Genomic DNA, 17,990 nt, shown 5'->3' with positions numbered 1-17,990 from the left:
AGTATGAAAGAAATTAAACTTAGAGAATTAGTTAAAATAAATATCGGTAAAAGTTATAAACACTTAAAAGAAGGAACACATCCTGTGTATGCTTCTGGAGGTATTATTTCAAATGTAAGTGATTTTTTATTTGATGATGAGAGTGTTTTATTACCAAATGTTTATTCGCCGGAAAATATTATTTATGTAAATAAACCATTTTGGACAATAGACACAATGTTTTGAACCCAAATTAAAAAAGACCTGGTTATTCCAAAATATCTATATTATTATTTAAAATTAATGAATTTTTCTTTTTCTTTAACAGGTTCTATATTACCTAGAGTTACGAGAGAAAAGTACTATGATACAGTTGTTAAACTTCCGGATTTAGAAAGACAACAGAGTGTGTTAAAAATATTAAATCCAATTGATGACAAAATAGAATTGAATAATAAGATAAACGATAATTTAGTTTATTAATCAATAGTTATTTGACCATTCATTAAGAGAGGTAAAAGATAATTTTTAAGATCTATTAACTGAGAATTTTCTAAGTGGTTGTTTTCAACTTTTTAAAGATAGATTCAGCTACTTCGCTAAATTTATCCAACAAAAGATTATTCGGTTTTATTATTTTTAATTCTGAAAACTCTTTTTACTCATATTACTGAAGATGTTACCGCTTTTAATATTAATGTTTTGAAAAATTTTTCTTAATGAAAAATATGTGTAAAATTTAAATTTTTCATCATCAAAAACAATTGAATTTATTTGTTGATTAGTCTGAGATTCCATAGTAGTAAACCCCAACTCACCCACCGTTGCTATACATGAAACGCATAAAGAATAAGGGGAATAAATTTCTCTTTTGCTTATTAGCACCTATATAAGAAATATATCTATTTGTTTTATTAATAAATGCCGATTTTTTAAATCATCAATAGTAATAAATGGGATATCTTTTGTGGCAAAGTTTTCAGTTTCTTTAGTGGCAGGTGTCTTACCTGTAACAATATCCTTAGCAATTGCTTTTAATTCTATTTTTCAGGTTTAAAATTTAACCTATTTTCCAAATTCAAAAAAGATAGTTAAATAATTTTTCACATTGATTCATTAAATTATCGTTTATCTTATTATTGAGATCGATTTTTCTTTGAATTATATTTAGAAATTCTCCGATTTTTAATTGTTCTTCATAAGAATGTATTTCAACAGCTGTATTTAAAAATGTATTTTTGTTGATAGATTTAACTGTACTTCCACCCGAAATACCTCTTAATATTTTTTGTGTTTTGTCTCACTGTAAAAAATATAACAAATACTTATTATCTAAAACAAATTTTTTACCCGTTAAAATTCATAACCTTCTACCAATTGCAACATTATCCTTATCTAACATTGCAACTCTACCAACTGGAGCTTCCTTAGTTAATAATATATCTCCTGGTTTAGGTATTCTTTTTCCTACCATATTTTTATAATCTTCATAAGAAATGTAATAACACTTAGAGTAATCTATAAAATTGTTATGTACAGATAAAGCACTTAATGTTTCTATATTTTTATCATCTGTAATTTCACTACGCCCGCTATAAGTTGCCTTACTAGAGTAATCTATTAATTCATCTAGTATATCTTTAAATTTATACTTTTTCATATTTTAATTTACCTAGCTTTTCTAATATTTCTTTTTCTAACTCATTTGATTCTTTAAAAAACTCTTCTAATTCTTTTCTATACTCATCCATTTGTTTTTCAAATTCTTCTTGCGTTATATTAACATATTCAATTTTAACTTCAAAATATTGACCAGCTGATAACGAATTGTTTTTCTCTTTAATTTCATCATAACTTACGATTGTTGAGAAATTTTCTACTACTTCTCTATTTCTGAAAGTCTTAATAATTAAATCAATATCTTTTTCGTTCAATCTCACTCTTTGATTTTTGCCGTCTTTATATTTTTCACCTAATTTAGATGCATCAATTAAAATCACCTTATCATGCTTTATAGATTTGTCAAAAAATAATACAGATACATTTGTTCCTGTATTAGCAAATACATGGGATGGCATACTTATACAACCGTAAACAATTTTATCTTCAACTATTCTTTCTAGTATTTTCTGTTCAACTCCAGATTTTGATGTAATAAATCCGGTTGGAACTACAATTGCTCCTTTTCCTGTTTCTGATTTCATAGAATTAATAACATGTTGGATAAATAGTGTATATATAGACATTGAGTCCTTTTTCTTTGTAGGAATGTTGGGAACACCAGCTCAAAATCTAGATTTCATATCACTAAGAGAATCTCTTATGTCTGCAAAATCTAAGTTGAATGGTGGATTAGAAACAACAAAATCAAATCTTTTTAAATTACCATCGCTAGATTTATGGTATGGTTCAGTTAATGTATCTCCTACTGCAATGTTTTTAAAAGAAGATACAAGATTATTTAATATTAAATTTAATTTAAGCATTGTACTACTTTTTTGAGAAATATCTTGCGTATAAATAGTAGATTTATCTTCTCCTATTAAATGTGACAATGCTATAACAAGAGTTCCTGTACCAGCTGATGGATCATAACAAGATGCATTTTTTATAGTTTTATCTCCATCAACAAGTAATTCAGAAATAATTCTTGCTATTGATTGTGGGGTGTAATACTCAGCATATTTTCCTCCACTATTAGTATTATAATCTTTCATAAGATACTCAAAAATGGTTGCAAAAAAATCATAAGGTTGATTAAAAGCTTCTTCAAAAGAAAAGCTAACTAATTTATCAATGATTCCTCTTGCGAATTCTGAACGTTTACTTTCATCTAAAACATATTTTGAAATTGGTTCAAAGATATCAATTTGTGTTCCTTTAGTTGTTTCTGTTATATACACTTTTTCATTAAGTCTCGAAAGTTCTAACATTGTTTTATCTAATAATTCATGAAAATTATTTTCATTTTGTTTTTCTCATAACACAGGAATTAAATGTTGAGGTTCAAATATAAAAACATATTCATTTTCAATATTGCTTATAAATTCTTCTTTCTGTTTGTCATCCATTTTTTTATATTCATCTAATCAGTTATTTTGAATTTTTAGATTGTCATCAATTAAATCACTTTTTTTAATATCGTAAGCAAATTTATCATTTAAAAATTTATAAAGAAATATCTGGGTAATTATTTTATATTCATTACCATCATTTCCCATACCTGCTCTACTACACACCGCTTTAAGTGAATCGATCAATTGTTTTGTTTGTTGTTCTAATTTTGTAATCATCATTTATACCTTTCTATTTAGTATGTGCCATTATATATTCTTTTGTTATTGTTTTAGCTATGTGTTTAACTAAATCTTCTGAAATGTTCATTTCTTTTTCTCTAACAATTTTCTTTATTGATATTACTATTGCTTTTTCAACTATATGCTCATTGTCTAAAAAAGAGTTTTTATTTTCAACTTTTTTCTTCAATTCTTCTTTAATAGGATTTAAAATTTCATATAACATCAATTCATCATCTATATATAATTCGTCAACTATATTTAAATTTTGATAATTGTCTTTGTTAGGTTTTGTTAAAATTCTATGTATTTTAACAAAGGTGCTATCCTCATTATATTTTTTTTCTAATAATCCATCTTCTTCTTTTAAAGTTTTTAAATCATCTAGTATAGTATCGAAAAAACTAATTGTCTCTCTTAACTTGGTTTCGTTATCTATTGGTTCAATATTTAAATATTTTATCTTTTCGATCATTTGCTCCGATAAATATTTATATTGAGGCAAATCATTATATTTTTGATATTCTACAAATCTATTGATAACCAAATCACATTTCTTTTTAATGTCATTATCTTCGCTTTCAGCAACAATATCTAATAAACTTTTATTTACTAATTCAAAACTATAAACAACACTAGATAATATATTATTTATTTTAATATCATGAGCAGGTTTATTTATAATGTCATCTTGTGTATTTATAAAATCTATCCTGCTTTCAATTATATTTTTAATTTTTCTTACTCTATTTGGTTCTATAAAGGACAGCACTTTTTTTAATTGCTCATCTTCAACAATTGATGATATGTTAGAAAATTCTTGTAATTTTACTATTGATTTTTTTAAGTCCAACAGTTTACCTTTATCTTTTTGTTCAGTTATTTTATGATCAAATTTTTCTAAGTTATCTAATGGGTAATAAAATAACTTACTTTTTATTTCTTGAACTTCTTTAATAATTTCATCTTTTCTCTTTGCAATATCATCATAAAAGTTTGTTCTAATTCCTAATTCAGGATCATATATATTGAAACTATTTAGTTCTTGTATATATCTGTTATTAGTTTTTTCAAAGTCGTTTTTTATATCCGCAAAATCAACTATAACACCAAATCTGTAATTTTTATAAGGTCTGTTAACCCTAGTTATAGCTTGCAATAAAGAATGATCTTTTATTTGTCTTGCTAAGTACATTTTTTTTAATCGAGGAGCATCGAATCCAGTCAGCAACATATTAAATACTATTAAAATATCTATTTTATTATTGTATTTAAAGTCATTGATTATGTCACTTCTAAATTCTTTGTATTCATCCTTGCTAAGAATTAATCCGACTTTCAAATTAGTTGGTCTATCTTTATTAATAGTTTCATTTAAGTTTGATTGTACCTCGTTAAAATATTTAAAAATTTGCTCAGCTTGTTTAGAAGTTTTACAAACTATCATTCCACCAAGTGTTTCATCTTCATTTTGTACCCTAAATGCTTGGAAATCATTAATGATATACTCAATAAGTTTTTTTACATAATTATTATGTTCGACTATGTGACTAGGTTTAACTGTTTTATCCTTAACTTTAATATCATCATAAATCTTGGTTAACATTTGCTCGTATGTAGTTTTGATATGATCTCTAAAAATCTTTAATGTATATCCATCTTTTATAGATTTATCATAATAATATGTGTGTATATATTCACCAAAAATTTTTCAAGTTTCTTTATCTTTTTTTAATAGTGGCGTTCCTGTTAAAGCAATCTTAATAGCGTTTGGGTCACTTTGTAACAATTTACCAAGAAATGAACCATTTGGTTTATAACTTCTATGTGCTTCATCAACAATAAAAATTCTTTGAGAATTTAAATTATATTTCAAGATTTTATCATCATCTTTTTCGATATCAAATCTATGGATATTAACTACAGTAATTTCTAATTTACCCTCATTATTTTCGATTGCATTTTGTTTTTTAAAATGTTCTTTAAACTCGAGAGTAGGACAAAGTTATTAGACTCCCTAAGGGATAGACCCCCTAGGGGGTCTATTTTTTTCAAAAAAGGAGTATTTATGAAAAGAGGAAAGCAACTAAGTGTAAGTGAGTGGTTAGAAGTATTTAAGCACTACAAAGAATATTTATCTCAAAATATTACTAAAAAGAATTTTGTTATATTTATAGCAAAATTAGAAATTCTGAAAATTATTTACTTTCAGAAGAAGCCTTCTGATATTTATCTAGAAAATATAAAGATTATAATTTAGGTATGGAACTAAAAGAATCACAAACAGGAAAAGCACCTAAAAAGGTAAAGGATCAGGTAGACCTAGAAAGAACAAAGAAGAATATGATAAACAAAGAAACGAAGTGATTAAAGAGATTGATCATGAAGTTTTAGAATGGTTAATAACAGACCTTTTAAAGAAGATATTTTAAAGAAAAATAAGGTTGACAATCTAGATGAACTGATAGAAAAAATTAAGAAAAAATTTGGAGAAAATATTTCTAACAAGGAAATAATGAAAATTCTTGGAATACCTAAATCAACTTTTTACTACAAAATCAAGAAACAATCAAAAGATAAGAAATAAGCTGTTATAGAACACGCAGAAATAATTAGAGAAGCTTTTGCAAAACAAAACGGAAGATATGGTAGAGAAAGGCTATCAGCATATATTTTCAAGACATATGGCATTATTATTAACCCTAGAACACTAGGAAGAGCAATGAATAAATTAGGTCTTTTCTGTCACGTAAGAACAACGTGCAAGAAAAAGCGTGAATCAAAAAATACTAACGTGTATTATCCAAATATTGCTAATAGAGATTATAATGGACTACAAAACGATATTTATGCAAGTGATGTTAGTTACATTCCTGCTCCAATAGATGTAGAAGGAAGACATGTTTATTTATCTATCGTAATTCATCACAAAACAAAGAAAATTGTTAGTTATAATTTATCCATATATAATGACACTAATTTAATTATGACTCACATTAGAAAAACAAAATTTCCTAAAAACTTTATTATTCACACAGACCATGGTGTAACATATTCATCGAATGAATATCTTGAGTATATAAAGCAACGAGGTGGAGTGGTGTCAATGTCAAGAATAGGTAACTCTCTAGACAATAGAGAAGCTGAATATTTCTTTTCAATTTTAAAATCAGAAATGTTTTATAACTTTGAAAAGAAAGTAAAGAAATGACTTTTAGTGAACTAAAAGAATGTATTAAAAATTTCATTGAGTGATATAACAATGAAAGAATATTAAAAAATTCAAATGAAAAACACCTCAAGAACTATGAGGTGTGTATAATAAACATAACTATTTAGTCTAATAATTTTGTCCCGGTTTCCTCACTTTTGTTTTTTATTTTGTTAACTTTTAACCCTCTAGCCTCAAACTCACTTGATGCTTGCTGTAAAAGATCTAATCTATCGACAATAAAATAAAATTTAGTAATTACATTTTGTTTAGCATAATAATCAGTTATAAATTTAGTTAAAAAATATGATAATGCCGTTTTCCCACTTCCTTGAACGTGCCATATAGTTCCTGATTTTATGTTTTGATCTAATTTGTTTTTTAAGGCATAAAGAGCAAATAACTGTGGGTATCTTATTATATGTTTTTCTTTAGTCGTTTTGAAAACTCCATTTTCTTCTTTATCTCTTTTTAAAAAAGCAATACCGTATTTTAAAATATCCAATAATCTTTTTTTACTACATAAAGATGTAATTATTCTATTGGTTCAAGTTAATTTATCTATATTAGTTTGATATTCTAGTTCTTTTTGTAAATCAATTTGATCAAAATCACTCAATATTTTTAGTTCTTCATTTGAGTCAATTTCTTTATATTTAAATTGTTCATAAAAACCCAACTCTTCACCATTTACATAATCTTCTCTAAAACAATTAAAAAATACTTTATTATCAGAGATGGTGCTATAAAATGCACCTTGAGTTGGCTTTATTCCATCATCATATGAATAATCCATATTATTTGAAAATATCATTAGTTGAGTTAAATTTAAAAATCTTCTAAATTTTTTGTTAGGTATTCTGTCTTTCAACATTCTTTTTTGCTCATCAACTAAAGTATCCTTATTATTTGGTTTTTTCAACTCTATCATGACTAAAGGTAAACCATTTATAAATAATGTTATATCCGGTCTAAAACTACCTTTTCCTTTTAAACAACTAAATTCTGCAGTAAAATGAAATGTATTATTTTCAATATTATCAAAATCAATTATTTTTTTTGATGTAGATAACAAACATTCTTCATAAAAACTTTTTCCTAGATCGTCGTTTCTTAATTTATTTTTAATGTTAATTAGTGTATCTTCAATATCTTTTTGTTTACAATTTAGATTTAATTTTTTATATTGACTTTCAAATATCTCTAACAATATGTTTGTTTCATAGTCATAAGTTTTATCTTTTGATAAATAGTTATTACCTAAATACTTATATCCCAAACGCAATAGGTGAACCATTGCGGGAATTTGTACTCTTGTTTTTTCACTAAATTCTTTATAAGACATATTTAAAACCTCGTATCATGTTTATCTATAAACTTTAATAATATTTTATAGAAATTAAAGTTAAAATAAAAATACTTAATTTCATTTTTCTGGAATATCAAACACCACTATTTAAATCATAGATCTCAAATACTTTGGAATTTAATTTTATTTAAGTAATAGTTAAATTAAAATATCTTACTCTAATAAAAAATAGTGCTTTTTTTCTTGCACTATCTTTTCAAATTTTGTTTTGCAATCTTTTTTATAAGTTGGAAATTCTCTAAATATTTGTATCTGATTTAGGTTGGTTAATCATTACGAATACTTGTAATCTTATTTTTATCCAAGCTTATATAAATAGGTGTTAATCCTATTTAGATTTTATCTACTACTTTATTTATTTTAAATCCATTAATTTTATTTTTAACAGTTTCTAAATGAGTGTTAACTATTACTTTTACACTATCTGTTATTTTTTTTGCTTCACTTTTTATGCTTTCGGCTGAATTATTTATTTCATTTACTTTAGTTTGAATATGTTTTAATGAATTGTCTAATAAATTATTTTTAAACTCTTCAAACTCGTCTAAAATATCTTGTTTTTCTTTAAATGATAATTCTTGTTGTAATCTATTTAATTTAAGATCTTTATATTTTAATGCAATAGTTTCTAAAACACCTAACATAGTAATAAAATACATAGGTCTTACTACAAACATATTTTTATAATCACTAACTCTATAAATTAAACTATCATTAGTTTCATATTCTAATTCACTTACTAATAAAGCATAATCTAAATTCTTTTTATTTCTATCATCATCTAGTTTTTTATAATGATCACTGTTTTTCTTTTTGTTTTGTGAATTTAGTTGTTCACTTTTCATCTCACACATTACACTTAATAATAAGTTTTGTTTTTCTTCTTCAGCATAAACTTTAAAGATAAAATCACCTTTAGTCCCTTTTAAATCATCTTCAGTTTTAACTACTTGATTATCTTTTATTAAAGTTGAAGTTTTAAAAGCAAAAGTTGAAATTTCATTAAATTGATTAAAACAATAGTTTTCTAATTCTTCACCTATTAATTTAATGTTTTTAGTTAGTTTTTCTCTTTTAATAATTTCTAAATCTTTAATAAGATTATTAATTTCATTTTGTTTGTTATTAGTTATTTCATTAATTTGATTTTTATAATTTAAATCAATAGTATTTAAACTATTTTCTTTATCTTTTAAACTTTCTCTTAATTTATTAATTTGATTGTTTAGTTCTTCTTTTTGTTTATTTAACTCTTTTTGATAATTATTTTCAGCTTCTAACTTAATAAGTTTTTCTTGATTTTCTAATTGTTTATTTAATGAATCTATATCAGATTCTAGTTTTAATTTATATTTTGTAATTTGTTCAAATTCTTGTTGTTTTTCTTCTAATAATTTAGTTTTTAAATTAGCAAGTTGAGTATTTGTATCTGATTGTCAAATAGCTTTATTATCATTTAATTGTTTTTCAAAATCTAAAACTTGTTTTTCAATTTTTTCACTTAAGTTTTGATTTTCTTGTTTTAATTTAGTATTTTGTTTGAATTGTTCTTCATTTTCTTTATTTAATTGGTTTTTATATTTTTCAAATTCAATATTTGATTCTAATTGTCATTTTTCTTTTTCTTTATTTAATTTTGTTAAATAAAGTTGATCTTTATGATCATCAATTTGTTGTTGAATATTTGATAGATCTATTTGTTCAGCATTTGATAGATCTATGATATCTCCTTTTTTTGCATCTTCTAATAATTCAATAGTATTTTTATCTATAATTTTAAATTTAATATTAGACATATTTTCCTCCACAATTAATTTAATTTTATATTATTATTTGAATTACTTATACTGATTATTAATGCTTATAGTAAATATGAAAAATATTAATTTATTTCTATAGTTTAGGTTTTTTAGATATAGATTATCAACTTTGTACAAACACTCATGTCTCATATGGTTTAGTTTAACACAAGCAATTCGCGTGTATTTCCACACTTTTTGCTCACCTAACTAATGTCTTTTGTTTTATTTTTATATAACTATCCATTTTCCTGCGTTTCCCACTTTAAGCATAAAAATAACAGTTTAAACTTATAAACATGTATCGATATTTTGTTTTCTTATTGGATTTTATTACTTTTTAGTTATTTAAAAATTTCTTCTTTTCTTATTTTTCAAAAGCTATTTTTTATGTATATTAACAAAAAAATATTTACTATATAATAAATATTAGATTAGAAAGAAGGTTTATTTTATGATTAAAAAAATAGGGATTCTTACCTCTGGAGGAGATGCCCCTGCAATGAACTGTGCGATTGCTGGAGTAGTTAAATCTGCTCATGCAAAAGGTATTGAAGTTTATGGTATTAGAGATGGTTATAAAGGTTTATATAATGCTTGATTTGAAAAAATTACAGTAGAACAAACAACTGATATCATGTCAAAAGGTGGAACTATTTTAGGTTCAGCTAGATTTGTTGAATTTAAAGAAGAATCAACAAGAAAAGTTGCAATTGAAAATCTTAAAAAAGAAGGTATCGAAGCTTTAGTTGTTATTGGTGGAGATGGAAGTTACATGGGAGCACAAAGATTAACTGAAATGGGAATTAATTGTGTTGGATTACCAGGAACTATTGATAATGATATTGTTTCAAGTGATTTTACAATTGGATTTGATACAGCTTTAAATACTGTAGTTGAAGCAGTCGATAGAATTAGAGATACAATGCAATCACACAACAGAGCTTGTGTTGTTGAAATTATGGGTAATGGTTGTGGTGATTTAGTTACTTATGCTGCGGTTGGAACTGGAGCTGAAATTGTAAGCCCTGCTGAAGATTTATTATCAATTGAAGAAATGGGTCAAAGAGCTAAAAAATTACGTGAACAAGGAAAAAGAAGTCTTATTATTTTAATTTCTGAAAAATCTTATGATGTTCCATCAAGTGAAATTGCTAAAAGAATTGAACAAATGAGTGGATTTGAAACAAGAGCTACAGTTTTAGGACATATTCAACGTGGTGGAAGACCAACTGCAATGGATAGATATTTAGCATTTACTGGAGCTATGTTTGCTGTTGATCAATTAGTTGAAGGAAAAGGTGGATTATTTATTGGATTAGAAAACAATAAATTAGTAGAAAGAGATATTCAACAAACTTTAAACATGAAACCTATTGATAAAAAACCGTTTATTTCAAAATTAAGAGAAGCTAACGAACAATTTAGTAAATAATTTTTGAAATTAATAGCTTAAGAATTTATAATTTAAATATATATTAATAAGGGGATAAGTAAATGAAAAAAGAACTTTTAGACAAGCAAATCAAGCGAACTAAAATAATTACAACCATTGGTCCTTCTACTCACTCGGTTGAAGCAATTAAAGAATTGTTCGAAAAAGGAATGACAACAATTCGTTTAAACTTCTCTCACGGTGATTATGAAGAACACGGATCAAGAATGGATTTCGTTAAAAAAATTAGAGAAGAAATTCAAAAACCTATTTCTATTTTATTAGATACTAAAGGTCCTGAAATTCGTGTTGGAAAATTTATCAATGGAAAACAACAAGTGTCAAGAGGACAAAAAGTTACAATTTATACAGACAAAGAATCATATCTAAATAAAGAATGTGGTCAAGGAGAAATGACTGTTTCTTATGATATGTCAGTTGATTTAAAAGCTGGAGATGTTGTTTTAATTGATGATGGTAAATTAGAATTAACTATTGATTCAGTAAAAGATCAAGTTATTGAAACTACTGCATTCAATCATCATGAAGTTAAAACAAACAAACGTGTAAACTTACCAGGTGTTGACTTTTCAATGGATTTCTTATCTGAAAAAGATGAAAAAGATATTTTATTTGGATGTGAACAAGGTGTAGATTACATCGCTGCATCATTTGTAAATAGTGCTCAAAACGTTCGTCAAATTCGTGATATCCTAGCAAAAGGAAATAGAACTGATATTCAAGTTATTTCAAAAATTGAATCTCAAGTAGGAATTGATAATATTGATGAAATAATAAAAGAAAGTGATGGAATCATGATCGCTAGAGGGGATTTAGGATTAGAAATTCCTTACTATGATGTTCCATACTGAGAAAAAGTAATTATTAGAAAATGTCGTGAAGCAGGTAAAATTGTAATCGTTGCAACTCAAATGTTAGAAACTATGACAAATAATCCCGCCCCAACTCGTGCTGAAGTAACTGATGTTTACTTTGCAACCGAATTAGGTGCAGATGCTACAATGTTATCAGGTGAATCCGCTAGTGGAGATTTCCCATTCATTACAGTTAAAACAATGGCTACAATTAATAAACGTGCTGAAGTTGAATTCTACAACAAACTTTACTACCAACAACAATTAGATAATGCTATTAAATCAAGTTCAGGATCACGTGCTGATATCGCTTTATCATTAGCTGAAAAATCAAGAGATGGAAATTACCGATACGCTATTGTTCTATCAAGAACAGGTCAATTATTAAAAACAATTTCTAAATTTAGACCTAACTTAGCTATCTTAGGAGTAAGTGCTAACCAAAGAATGTGAACTGCATTTGGTATTTGACACTCAATCTTTATGAATAAAGTAGATTCTATTAATAATTTAGAAAACAACGTTGAAGAATTATCAAAAATCGCTAAATCTTGAGGAGCAGATTCTGGAGAAAAAATTCTTGTTGTAAGAGGAGAATCTATTAAAGAAATCACTGTTGCTTAAAAACAACTCTTATTATAAGTGTAGTAGAAAATTCTGCTACATTTTTATTAATTTTTATAAAATCATTTAATATATTAAAATTAATATATGTTTATCTATATAGTAGAGGTGTATTAATGAATAATCAAAAAATAATAAATATAGCCGTTATTGCTCACGTTGATGCAGGTAAGTCAACATTAGTTGATGCACTATTAAAACAAGGTGGAGCATTCCGTGAAAATCAAGAAGTTGTAGCTCAAGTTATGGATTCAAACGATCAAGAACGTGAAAGAGGAATTACAATTTATTCTAAAAACTGTTCAATTAATTATAAAGATATCAAAATTAATATAGTTGATACTCCAGGACATGCTGACTTTTCAAGTGAAGTTGAACGTATCATGAAAACAGTTGATACAGTTATTCTGTTAGTTGACTCAAGTGAAGGACCAATGCCTCAAACAAGATTTGTTTTACAAAAAGCATTAGAAGTAGGATTAAAACCAATTCTATTTATTAATAAAATTGATAAAAAAGATCAAAGAGCAGAAGAAGTTGTTGAAGAGGTATTAGAACTATTCTTAGAATTAAATGCAACTGATGAACAATTAGATTTCACTACATTATATGGAATAGCAAGAGATGGTATTGCTCAATATTCACTAGAACAATCATCAGAAAATTTAGATCCTTTATTTGAAACTATCATAAATCAAGTAGGAAGTTATCCATTAGAATTAGCTAATAATAATTTAGTAATGCAAGTGTCAACTTTAGCATATGATAGTTTTGTCGGAAGATTAGGAATTGGAAGAATTTTTGAAGGAACAATCAAAGAAAATCAAACTGTAACTATTGTAAAAAATGATGGTTCAATTAAACAAGGTAAAATTGCTAAATTAATGGTATATCAAGGCTTAAGTCGTGTTAATGTAAAACAGGCTAGCGCTGGAGATATTATTACTTTTGCAGGAATTGAAGACATTTCAATTGGAGATACTATTAACGAATTAAATGTAGTAAAACCAATGAAACCAATTGTTATTGAAGAACCAACAATGTCAATGAACTTTTTAGTTAATACTTCACCATTTGCTGGAAAAGCAGGAAAATTTGTAACTTCAAGAAATATTAAAGAACGTTTAGAAAAAGAAACTGAAGTTAACGTTGGATTAAGAATTGAACCTTTAGAAAACTCAACTATCGAAGGATTTAAAGTGTTAGGGCGTGGTGAATTACATATCTCCGTTTTAATTGAAGCAATGAGAAGGGAAGGATTTGAACTTGCAGTAAGTAAACCTGAAGTATTATTCCAAAGAGAGCCAATGACTGGTGAACTATTAGAACCTATGGAAAAAGTTATTATAAATGTGCCTACTGAATATTCAGGAACTGTTATTAATAAATTAAATTTAAGAAAAGGTATCATGATGGATATGGATTCTGATGGGATTAGAGATAAAATAGTTTACTCAGTTCCTTTAAGAGGATTAATTGGATTTAGAAGCGAATTTACAAACGATACTCACGGTGAAGGAATAATGGTTAAAAGTCCTATGGGATTTCAAACTTATAAAGGTGAAATTGCTGGAAGACAAAATGGTGTATTAGTTTCGATGGCTAATGGTAAAAGTTTACCTTATGCTTTAAACAATCTAGAAGAACGTGGAATTTTATTTATAGGACCACAAGTTGATGTTTATGAAGGTATGATCATAGGACAACACTCACGAGATAATGATTTAGATGTTAATCCTACAACAGGTAAAAAATTAACAAATACCAGAGCAAGTGGAAGTGATGATGCAGTTAAATTAACTCCACCTCGAAAATTAACTTTAGAAGAAGCTTTAGAATATATTCAAGCTGATGAATTAGTTGAAATAACACCAACTGATATTAGATTACGTAAGCGCTGATTAACTCAAGTTGAAAGAAAACAACATAGAAATGATAAATACTAAAAAGATTGGAAATTATTTCCAATCTTTTTTTATTTTGTTTCCCACTTTAAGCATAAAAACAACCAGTCATTTTTATATGTATATAAAATCTAATGGTAAGTAGTAATTAATGTGTTTATCATAATCATATAAAGATTTTCCGACAATGAATTTTTGTTCATAACAATCTAATCTATAGTAGAATTTTTTAGAAATATCATTTACATTTTTATTTAACACAAAATTATAACAAAATGTTTTATCTAAATTCATATCTGAAATAATAACTGATGAATCATCAAACTTGCAAGCTTGAATTCTTTTATCTGATGAATAAACTTTCTCTAATTTAGAATCTTTTATCATATAAAGTTCTTTATCTAAAACTATAAAAATTATATTATTATTTATAAATACTTTTTTAATATCAAAATCAAGATTTAAACTATTATGTTTAGTTATTCAATCTTTATAAATTAATTGGTCATTATCATTTGCAAATACTAATTTATTATTAAGTTCACCTAATAATTTAATTTCATTATTTTCTAGCTTGTAATTAAAAGTTTTATTATCAACTAAAGTTGTTATGTATAATTGTTTGTCTATTAAGCTTAAATTTATTATTTGTTGATTAAAGTTATTTAAAAAAGTTAGTTCACTTTCTTTTCTTTCTATAATATTTCCTGACAACGGATTTACTAAAAATTTATTTGTGTGAATGTTTGTTTTTAAATTTTCTAATACTTGTTCATTTTTAATTGAAAATAGGTTATTTTCTACATCAATGACATACATAAAATCACCTAATATATAAAAATTAGTAATTCAATATGTATCTAATAAATTTAATACTTTTGGTTTTATTTTCTTAAACTTAAACATTTTTTACTTTCCTTTTAAATATTATAAAACAAAAGCACCTTGTGGTGCTTTTAGTAAAATTATTTATCTTGAATTGAAGCAATTCCAGGTAATTCTTTACCTTCCATAAATCCTAATGATGCTCCTCCACCAGTAGAGATTCAAGTAAAGTCTTGTTTGAATCCTAATTTAATAGCAGCAGCAGCACTATCTCCACCACCGATTAAAGTGAATGCTCCTTTTTTAGTTTGTTCAGCAACAGCTTTACAAATTGAGTTTGTTCCGTTTTCATAGTTTTTGAATTCAAAAACTCCAAGCGGACCATTTCAAATAATTGTTTTAGCTTCTGAAATTATTTTTTTATAAGATTCAATTGTTTTAGGTCCTACATCCATTCCCATTCAGTCATCTGGAATATTATTTTCAAAGTAAGTTGGTGCAGTGTCAGCAAAGTCAGTGTTACATGCAACATCAATTGGAAGTATGATTTTTCCATTAGCTTTTTCTAAGTATTGTTTAGCTAATTCAACTTTATCATCTTCAACTAATGAAGTTCCGATTGTTCTTCCTAAAGCTTTAAAGAATGTATAACTCATTCCTCCACCAATTAAGATTTTGTCAACTTTTGGTAATAAGTTTTCAATAACTCCTATTTTATCTGAAACTTTAGCTCCACCTAAGATAGCTAAGAATGGTCTTTGAGGACGTTCCATTCCTTCATTTAACATTTCTAATTCTTTTTGAACTAAAAATCCTACAGCTGAAGTTTTAATGTTTGAAGAGATACCAACGTTTGACGCATGTGCACGGTGTGCTGTACCAAATGCATCATTAACAAAAACCTCACCTAAACTAGCTCAGTATTTTCCTAGTTCAACATTATTTTTTGATTCATTTTTGACAACTTCATTATTAACTACATCTTCAAAACGTGTATTTTCAACTAAGACAACTTGTTTTGGTTCTAAACTAGAAACTGCATCTTCTAATTCTTTTCCTCTTGTAACTGGAACAAAAATTACTTCTTGGTTTAATAATTCTGATAGTCTTTGTGCAACTGGTTTTAATGATTTTTTTTCTTTATCTTCTTCTGACTTAATTCTTGATAAATGTGAGAATAAAACAATTTTTGCATTTTGTTCAATTAAGTATTTAATTGTTGGTAACGCAGCTTGGATACGATTATCATCAGTAATTACACCTTTTTCTAGCGGAACGTTAAAATCAACACGAACTAAAACTGTTTTATTGCTTACATCAATATCATGTAATGTTTTTTTGTTGTCGTAATTCATTATTTTATTTTTCTCCTTTTTAACTATTCGTAAAATTGAAATTAAAAGAAGAACTTACATGGTTTTTGAATGCAAGTTCTCCAATTTTGGTTTTTATTATAATCCCATGAAGTAAATTGTAGTTCTTACTAATTGTGAAACATATGAACTTTCGTTGTCATATCATGAACAAACTTTAACCATTTGTCTTCCATCAACTTCCATAATTTTTGTTAATGTTGCATCAAAAATTGAACCATAGTTTGAACCGATACTATCTGATGAAACGATTGGTAAAGTTACATATTTCATTGCTTGAGCTAATTCAGCGTTGTTTTCTAATGCAGTTTTAATTGCATCATTGATTTGCTCAACTGTTAATCCTTGTGTTTTGAATTCAACAGTTAAATCAGTAATTGAACCTGTAATTGTAGGAACACGTAATGCATATCCATCTAATTTTCCTTTTAAGTGTGGTAACACTAAACTAACAGCTCTTGCAGCTCCAGTTGTTGATGGAATAATGTTTCAAGAAGCAGCACGTCCTCTACGTAAATCTTTATGAGGTAAGTCTAATAATCTTTGGTCGTTAGTTACAGCGTGAACTGTAGTCATAAATCCTTTTTCAATTGTAAAAGCGTCATCTAGAACTTTTGCCATTGGTGTTAAACAGTTTGTTGTACATGAGGCTCCAGAAATAATTACATCTTCTGGACTTAAGTCTTTGTGGTTTACACCATAAACGATAGTTTTTAAATCACCTGTTGCTGGTGCTGAAATAACAACTTTTTTAGCTCCAGCTTTAATGTGTGCAGATGCTTTTTCTTTATCTGTGTAGAATCCGGTTGATTCGATAACTAAATCAATACCTAGTTCACCTCAGGGAAGGTTAGCAGCATCTTTTTCAGCAAAGATTTTAACTTCTTTTCCTTTAACGATGATTGAATTATCAGTATATGAAATTTCTCCTTCACAGAATAATCCATGAGCTGTATCGAATTCTAATAAATAAGCTAATGATTTTGTATCTGTGAAGTCATTAATAGCAACGATCTCAACACCTTTTTCAAATAATCTTCTAAATGTTAAACGCCCGATTCTCCCGAATCCGTTAATTGCAACTTTTTTTGACATATTTTTCTCTCCTATCAAGTATAACAAGTTAATTATATTATTTTTTTTGCTTTTTTTAAAGTATTCCAACAATATAACTTGGCAAGAAATTTTATTTCATCAACTTTTATAAAAATACTTCAAATTGTAATAAAAATAAAGTAAAAAAATAACAATAAATTCTTTAAATGATTGCTTCAAAAAGTGTCAACTATATAAAAAAAAT

The 17,990-nt window shown here is 26.3% G+C and carries 11 protein-coding genes and 2 pseudogenes; 5 read left to right on the top strand and 8 right to left on the bottom strand.

Annotation, left to right across the window (positions count from 1 at the left end; all coding sequences use genetic code 4):
* The first annotated feature begins 3 nt into the window (after positions 1 to 3).
* Positions 4 to 462: a restriction endonuclease subunit S gene (locus tag NX779_RS01045; RefSeq protein WP_259430368.1), complete on the top strand. Its 459-nt coding sequence runs from the start codon at positions 4 to 6 to the stop codon at positions 460 to 462.
* A 577-nt stretch (positions 463 to 1,039) separates the two neighbouring features.
* Here NX779_RS01045 and NX779_RS01040 read toward each other — a convergent pair.
* The 3 genes and pseudogenes from NX779_RS01040 to NX779_RS01030 form a co-directional block, all read right to left on the bottom strand.
* Positions 1,040 to 1,639 (bottom strand): restriction endonuclease subunit S, encoded by a 600-nt coding sequence (locus NX779_RS01040; RefSeq protein WP_259430367.1) that lies wholly within the window; start codon positions 1,637 to 1,639, stop codon positions 1,040 to 1,042.
* A complete protein-coding gene (locus NX779_RS01035) occupies positions 1,626 to 3,275 on the bottom strand; it encodes an N-6 DNA methylase (protein WP_259430366.1) in 1,650 nt (549 codons plus the stop codon). The genes NX779_RS01040 and NX779_RS01035 overlap by 14 nt, the downstream gene beginning before the upstream one ends.
* Positions 3,276 to 3,285: 10 nt before the next feature.
* Positions 3,286 to 5,235 (bottom strand): annotated as a pseudogene (locus NX779_RS01030) (type I restriction enzyme subunit R domain-containing protein); the annotation flags it as partial.
* A gap of 108 nt (positions 5,236 to 5,343) precedes the next feature.
* Between NX779_RS01030 and NX779_RS01025 the strand changes: the two are divergent.
* Positions 5,344 to 6,619 (top strand): annotated as a pseudogene (locus NX779_RS01025) (IS3 family transposase).
* Here NX779_RS01025 and NX779_RS01020 read toward each other — a convergent pair.
* A complete protein-coding gene (locus NX779_RS01020; protein ID WP_259430365.1) occupies positions 6,611 to 7,831 on the bottom strand; it encodes a type I restriction endonuclease in 1,221 nt (406 codons plus the stop codon). The pseudogene NX779_RS01025 and the gene NX779_RS01020 sit on opposite strands and share 9 nt — an antisense overlap.
* A gap of 356 nt (positions 7,832 to 8,187) precedes the next feature.
* Entirely contained in the window at positions 8,188 to 9,651 is a 1,464-nt protein-coding gene (locus NX779_RS01015) for a DUF2130 domain-containing protein (protein ID WP_259430364.1), read from the bottom strand.
* Between the two features lie 457 nt (positions 9,652 to 10,108).
* Between NX779_RS01015 and pfkA the strand changes: the two genes are divergently transcribed.
* From pfkA to typA, 3 genes are all read left to right on the top strand, one after another.
* Positions 10,109 to 11,089 (top strand): 6-phosphofructokinase, encoded by a 981-nt coding sequence (gene pfkA / locus NX779_RS01010; RefSeq protein ID WP_259430363.1) that lies wholly within the window; start codon positions 10,109 to 10,111, stop codon positions 11,087 to 11,089.
* A 62-nt stretch (positions 11,090 to 11,151) separates the two neighbouring features.
* Positions 11,152 to 12,588 carry a pyruvate kinase gene (gene pyk, locus NX779_RS01005; RefSeq protein WP_259430362.1) on the top strand — a complete coding sequence of 479 codons (1,437 nt, stop codon included), beginning with the start codon at positions 11,152 to 11,154 and terminating at the stop codon, positions 12,586 to 12,588.
* A gap of 116 nt (positions 12,589 to 12,704) precedes the next feature.
* Entirely contained in the window at positions 12,705 to 14,534 is a 1,830-nt protein-coding gene (typA, locus tag NX779_RS01000; RefSeq protein ID WP_259430361.1) for a translational GTPase TypA, read from the top strand.
* A 72-nt stretch (positions 14,535 to 14,606) separates the two neighbouring features.
* On the opposite strand, the gene NX779_RS00995 is transcribed toward typA, so the two are convergent.
* From NX779_RS00995 to gap, 3 genes are all read right to left on the bottom strand, one after another.
* Complete coding sequence (locus NX779_RS00995) at positions 14,607 to 15,398, bottom strand: hypothetical protein (protein ID WP_259430360.1); 792 nt, start codon at positions 15,396 to 15,398, stop codon at positions 14,607 to 14,609.
* Between the two features lie 59 nt (positions 15,399 to 15,457).
* Positions 15,458 to 16,672 carry a phosphoglycerate kinase gene (locus NX779_RS00990; protein ID WP_259430359.1) on the bottom strand — a complete coding sequence of 405 codons (1,215 nt, stop codon included), beginning with the start codon at positions 16,670 to 16,672 and terminating at the stop codon, positions 15,458 to 15,460.
* 96 nt (positions 16,673 to 16,768) lie between these two features.
* The gene (gap, locus tag NX779_RS00985) at positions 16,769 to 17,785 is read right to left on the bottom strand and encodes a type I glyceraldehyde-3-phosphate dehydrogenase (protein ID WP_259430358.1); all 1,017 of its coding nucleotides are present in this window, start codon (positions 17,783 to 17,785) and stop codon (positions 16,769 to 16,771) included.
* Positions 17,786 to 17,990 lie beyond the last annotated feature (205 nt).

It is taken from the genome of Mycoplasma cottewii, from assembly GCF_024918975.1.
Classification (GTDB): Bacteria; Bacillota_I; Bacilli_A; order Mycoplasmatales; family Mycoplasmataceae; genus Mycoplasma; species Mycoplasma cottewii.
The sequence above is the reverse complement of the archived record's forward strand: the minus strand, read 5'-3'. Positions and strand labels throughout refer to the sequence as shown.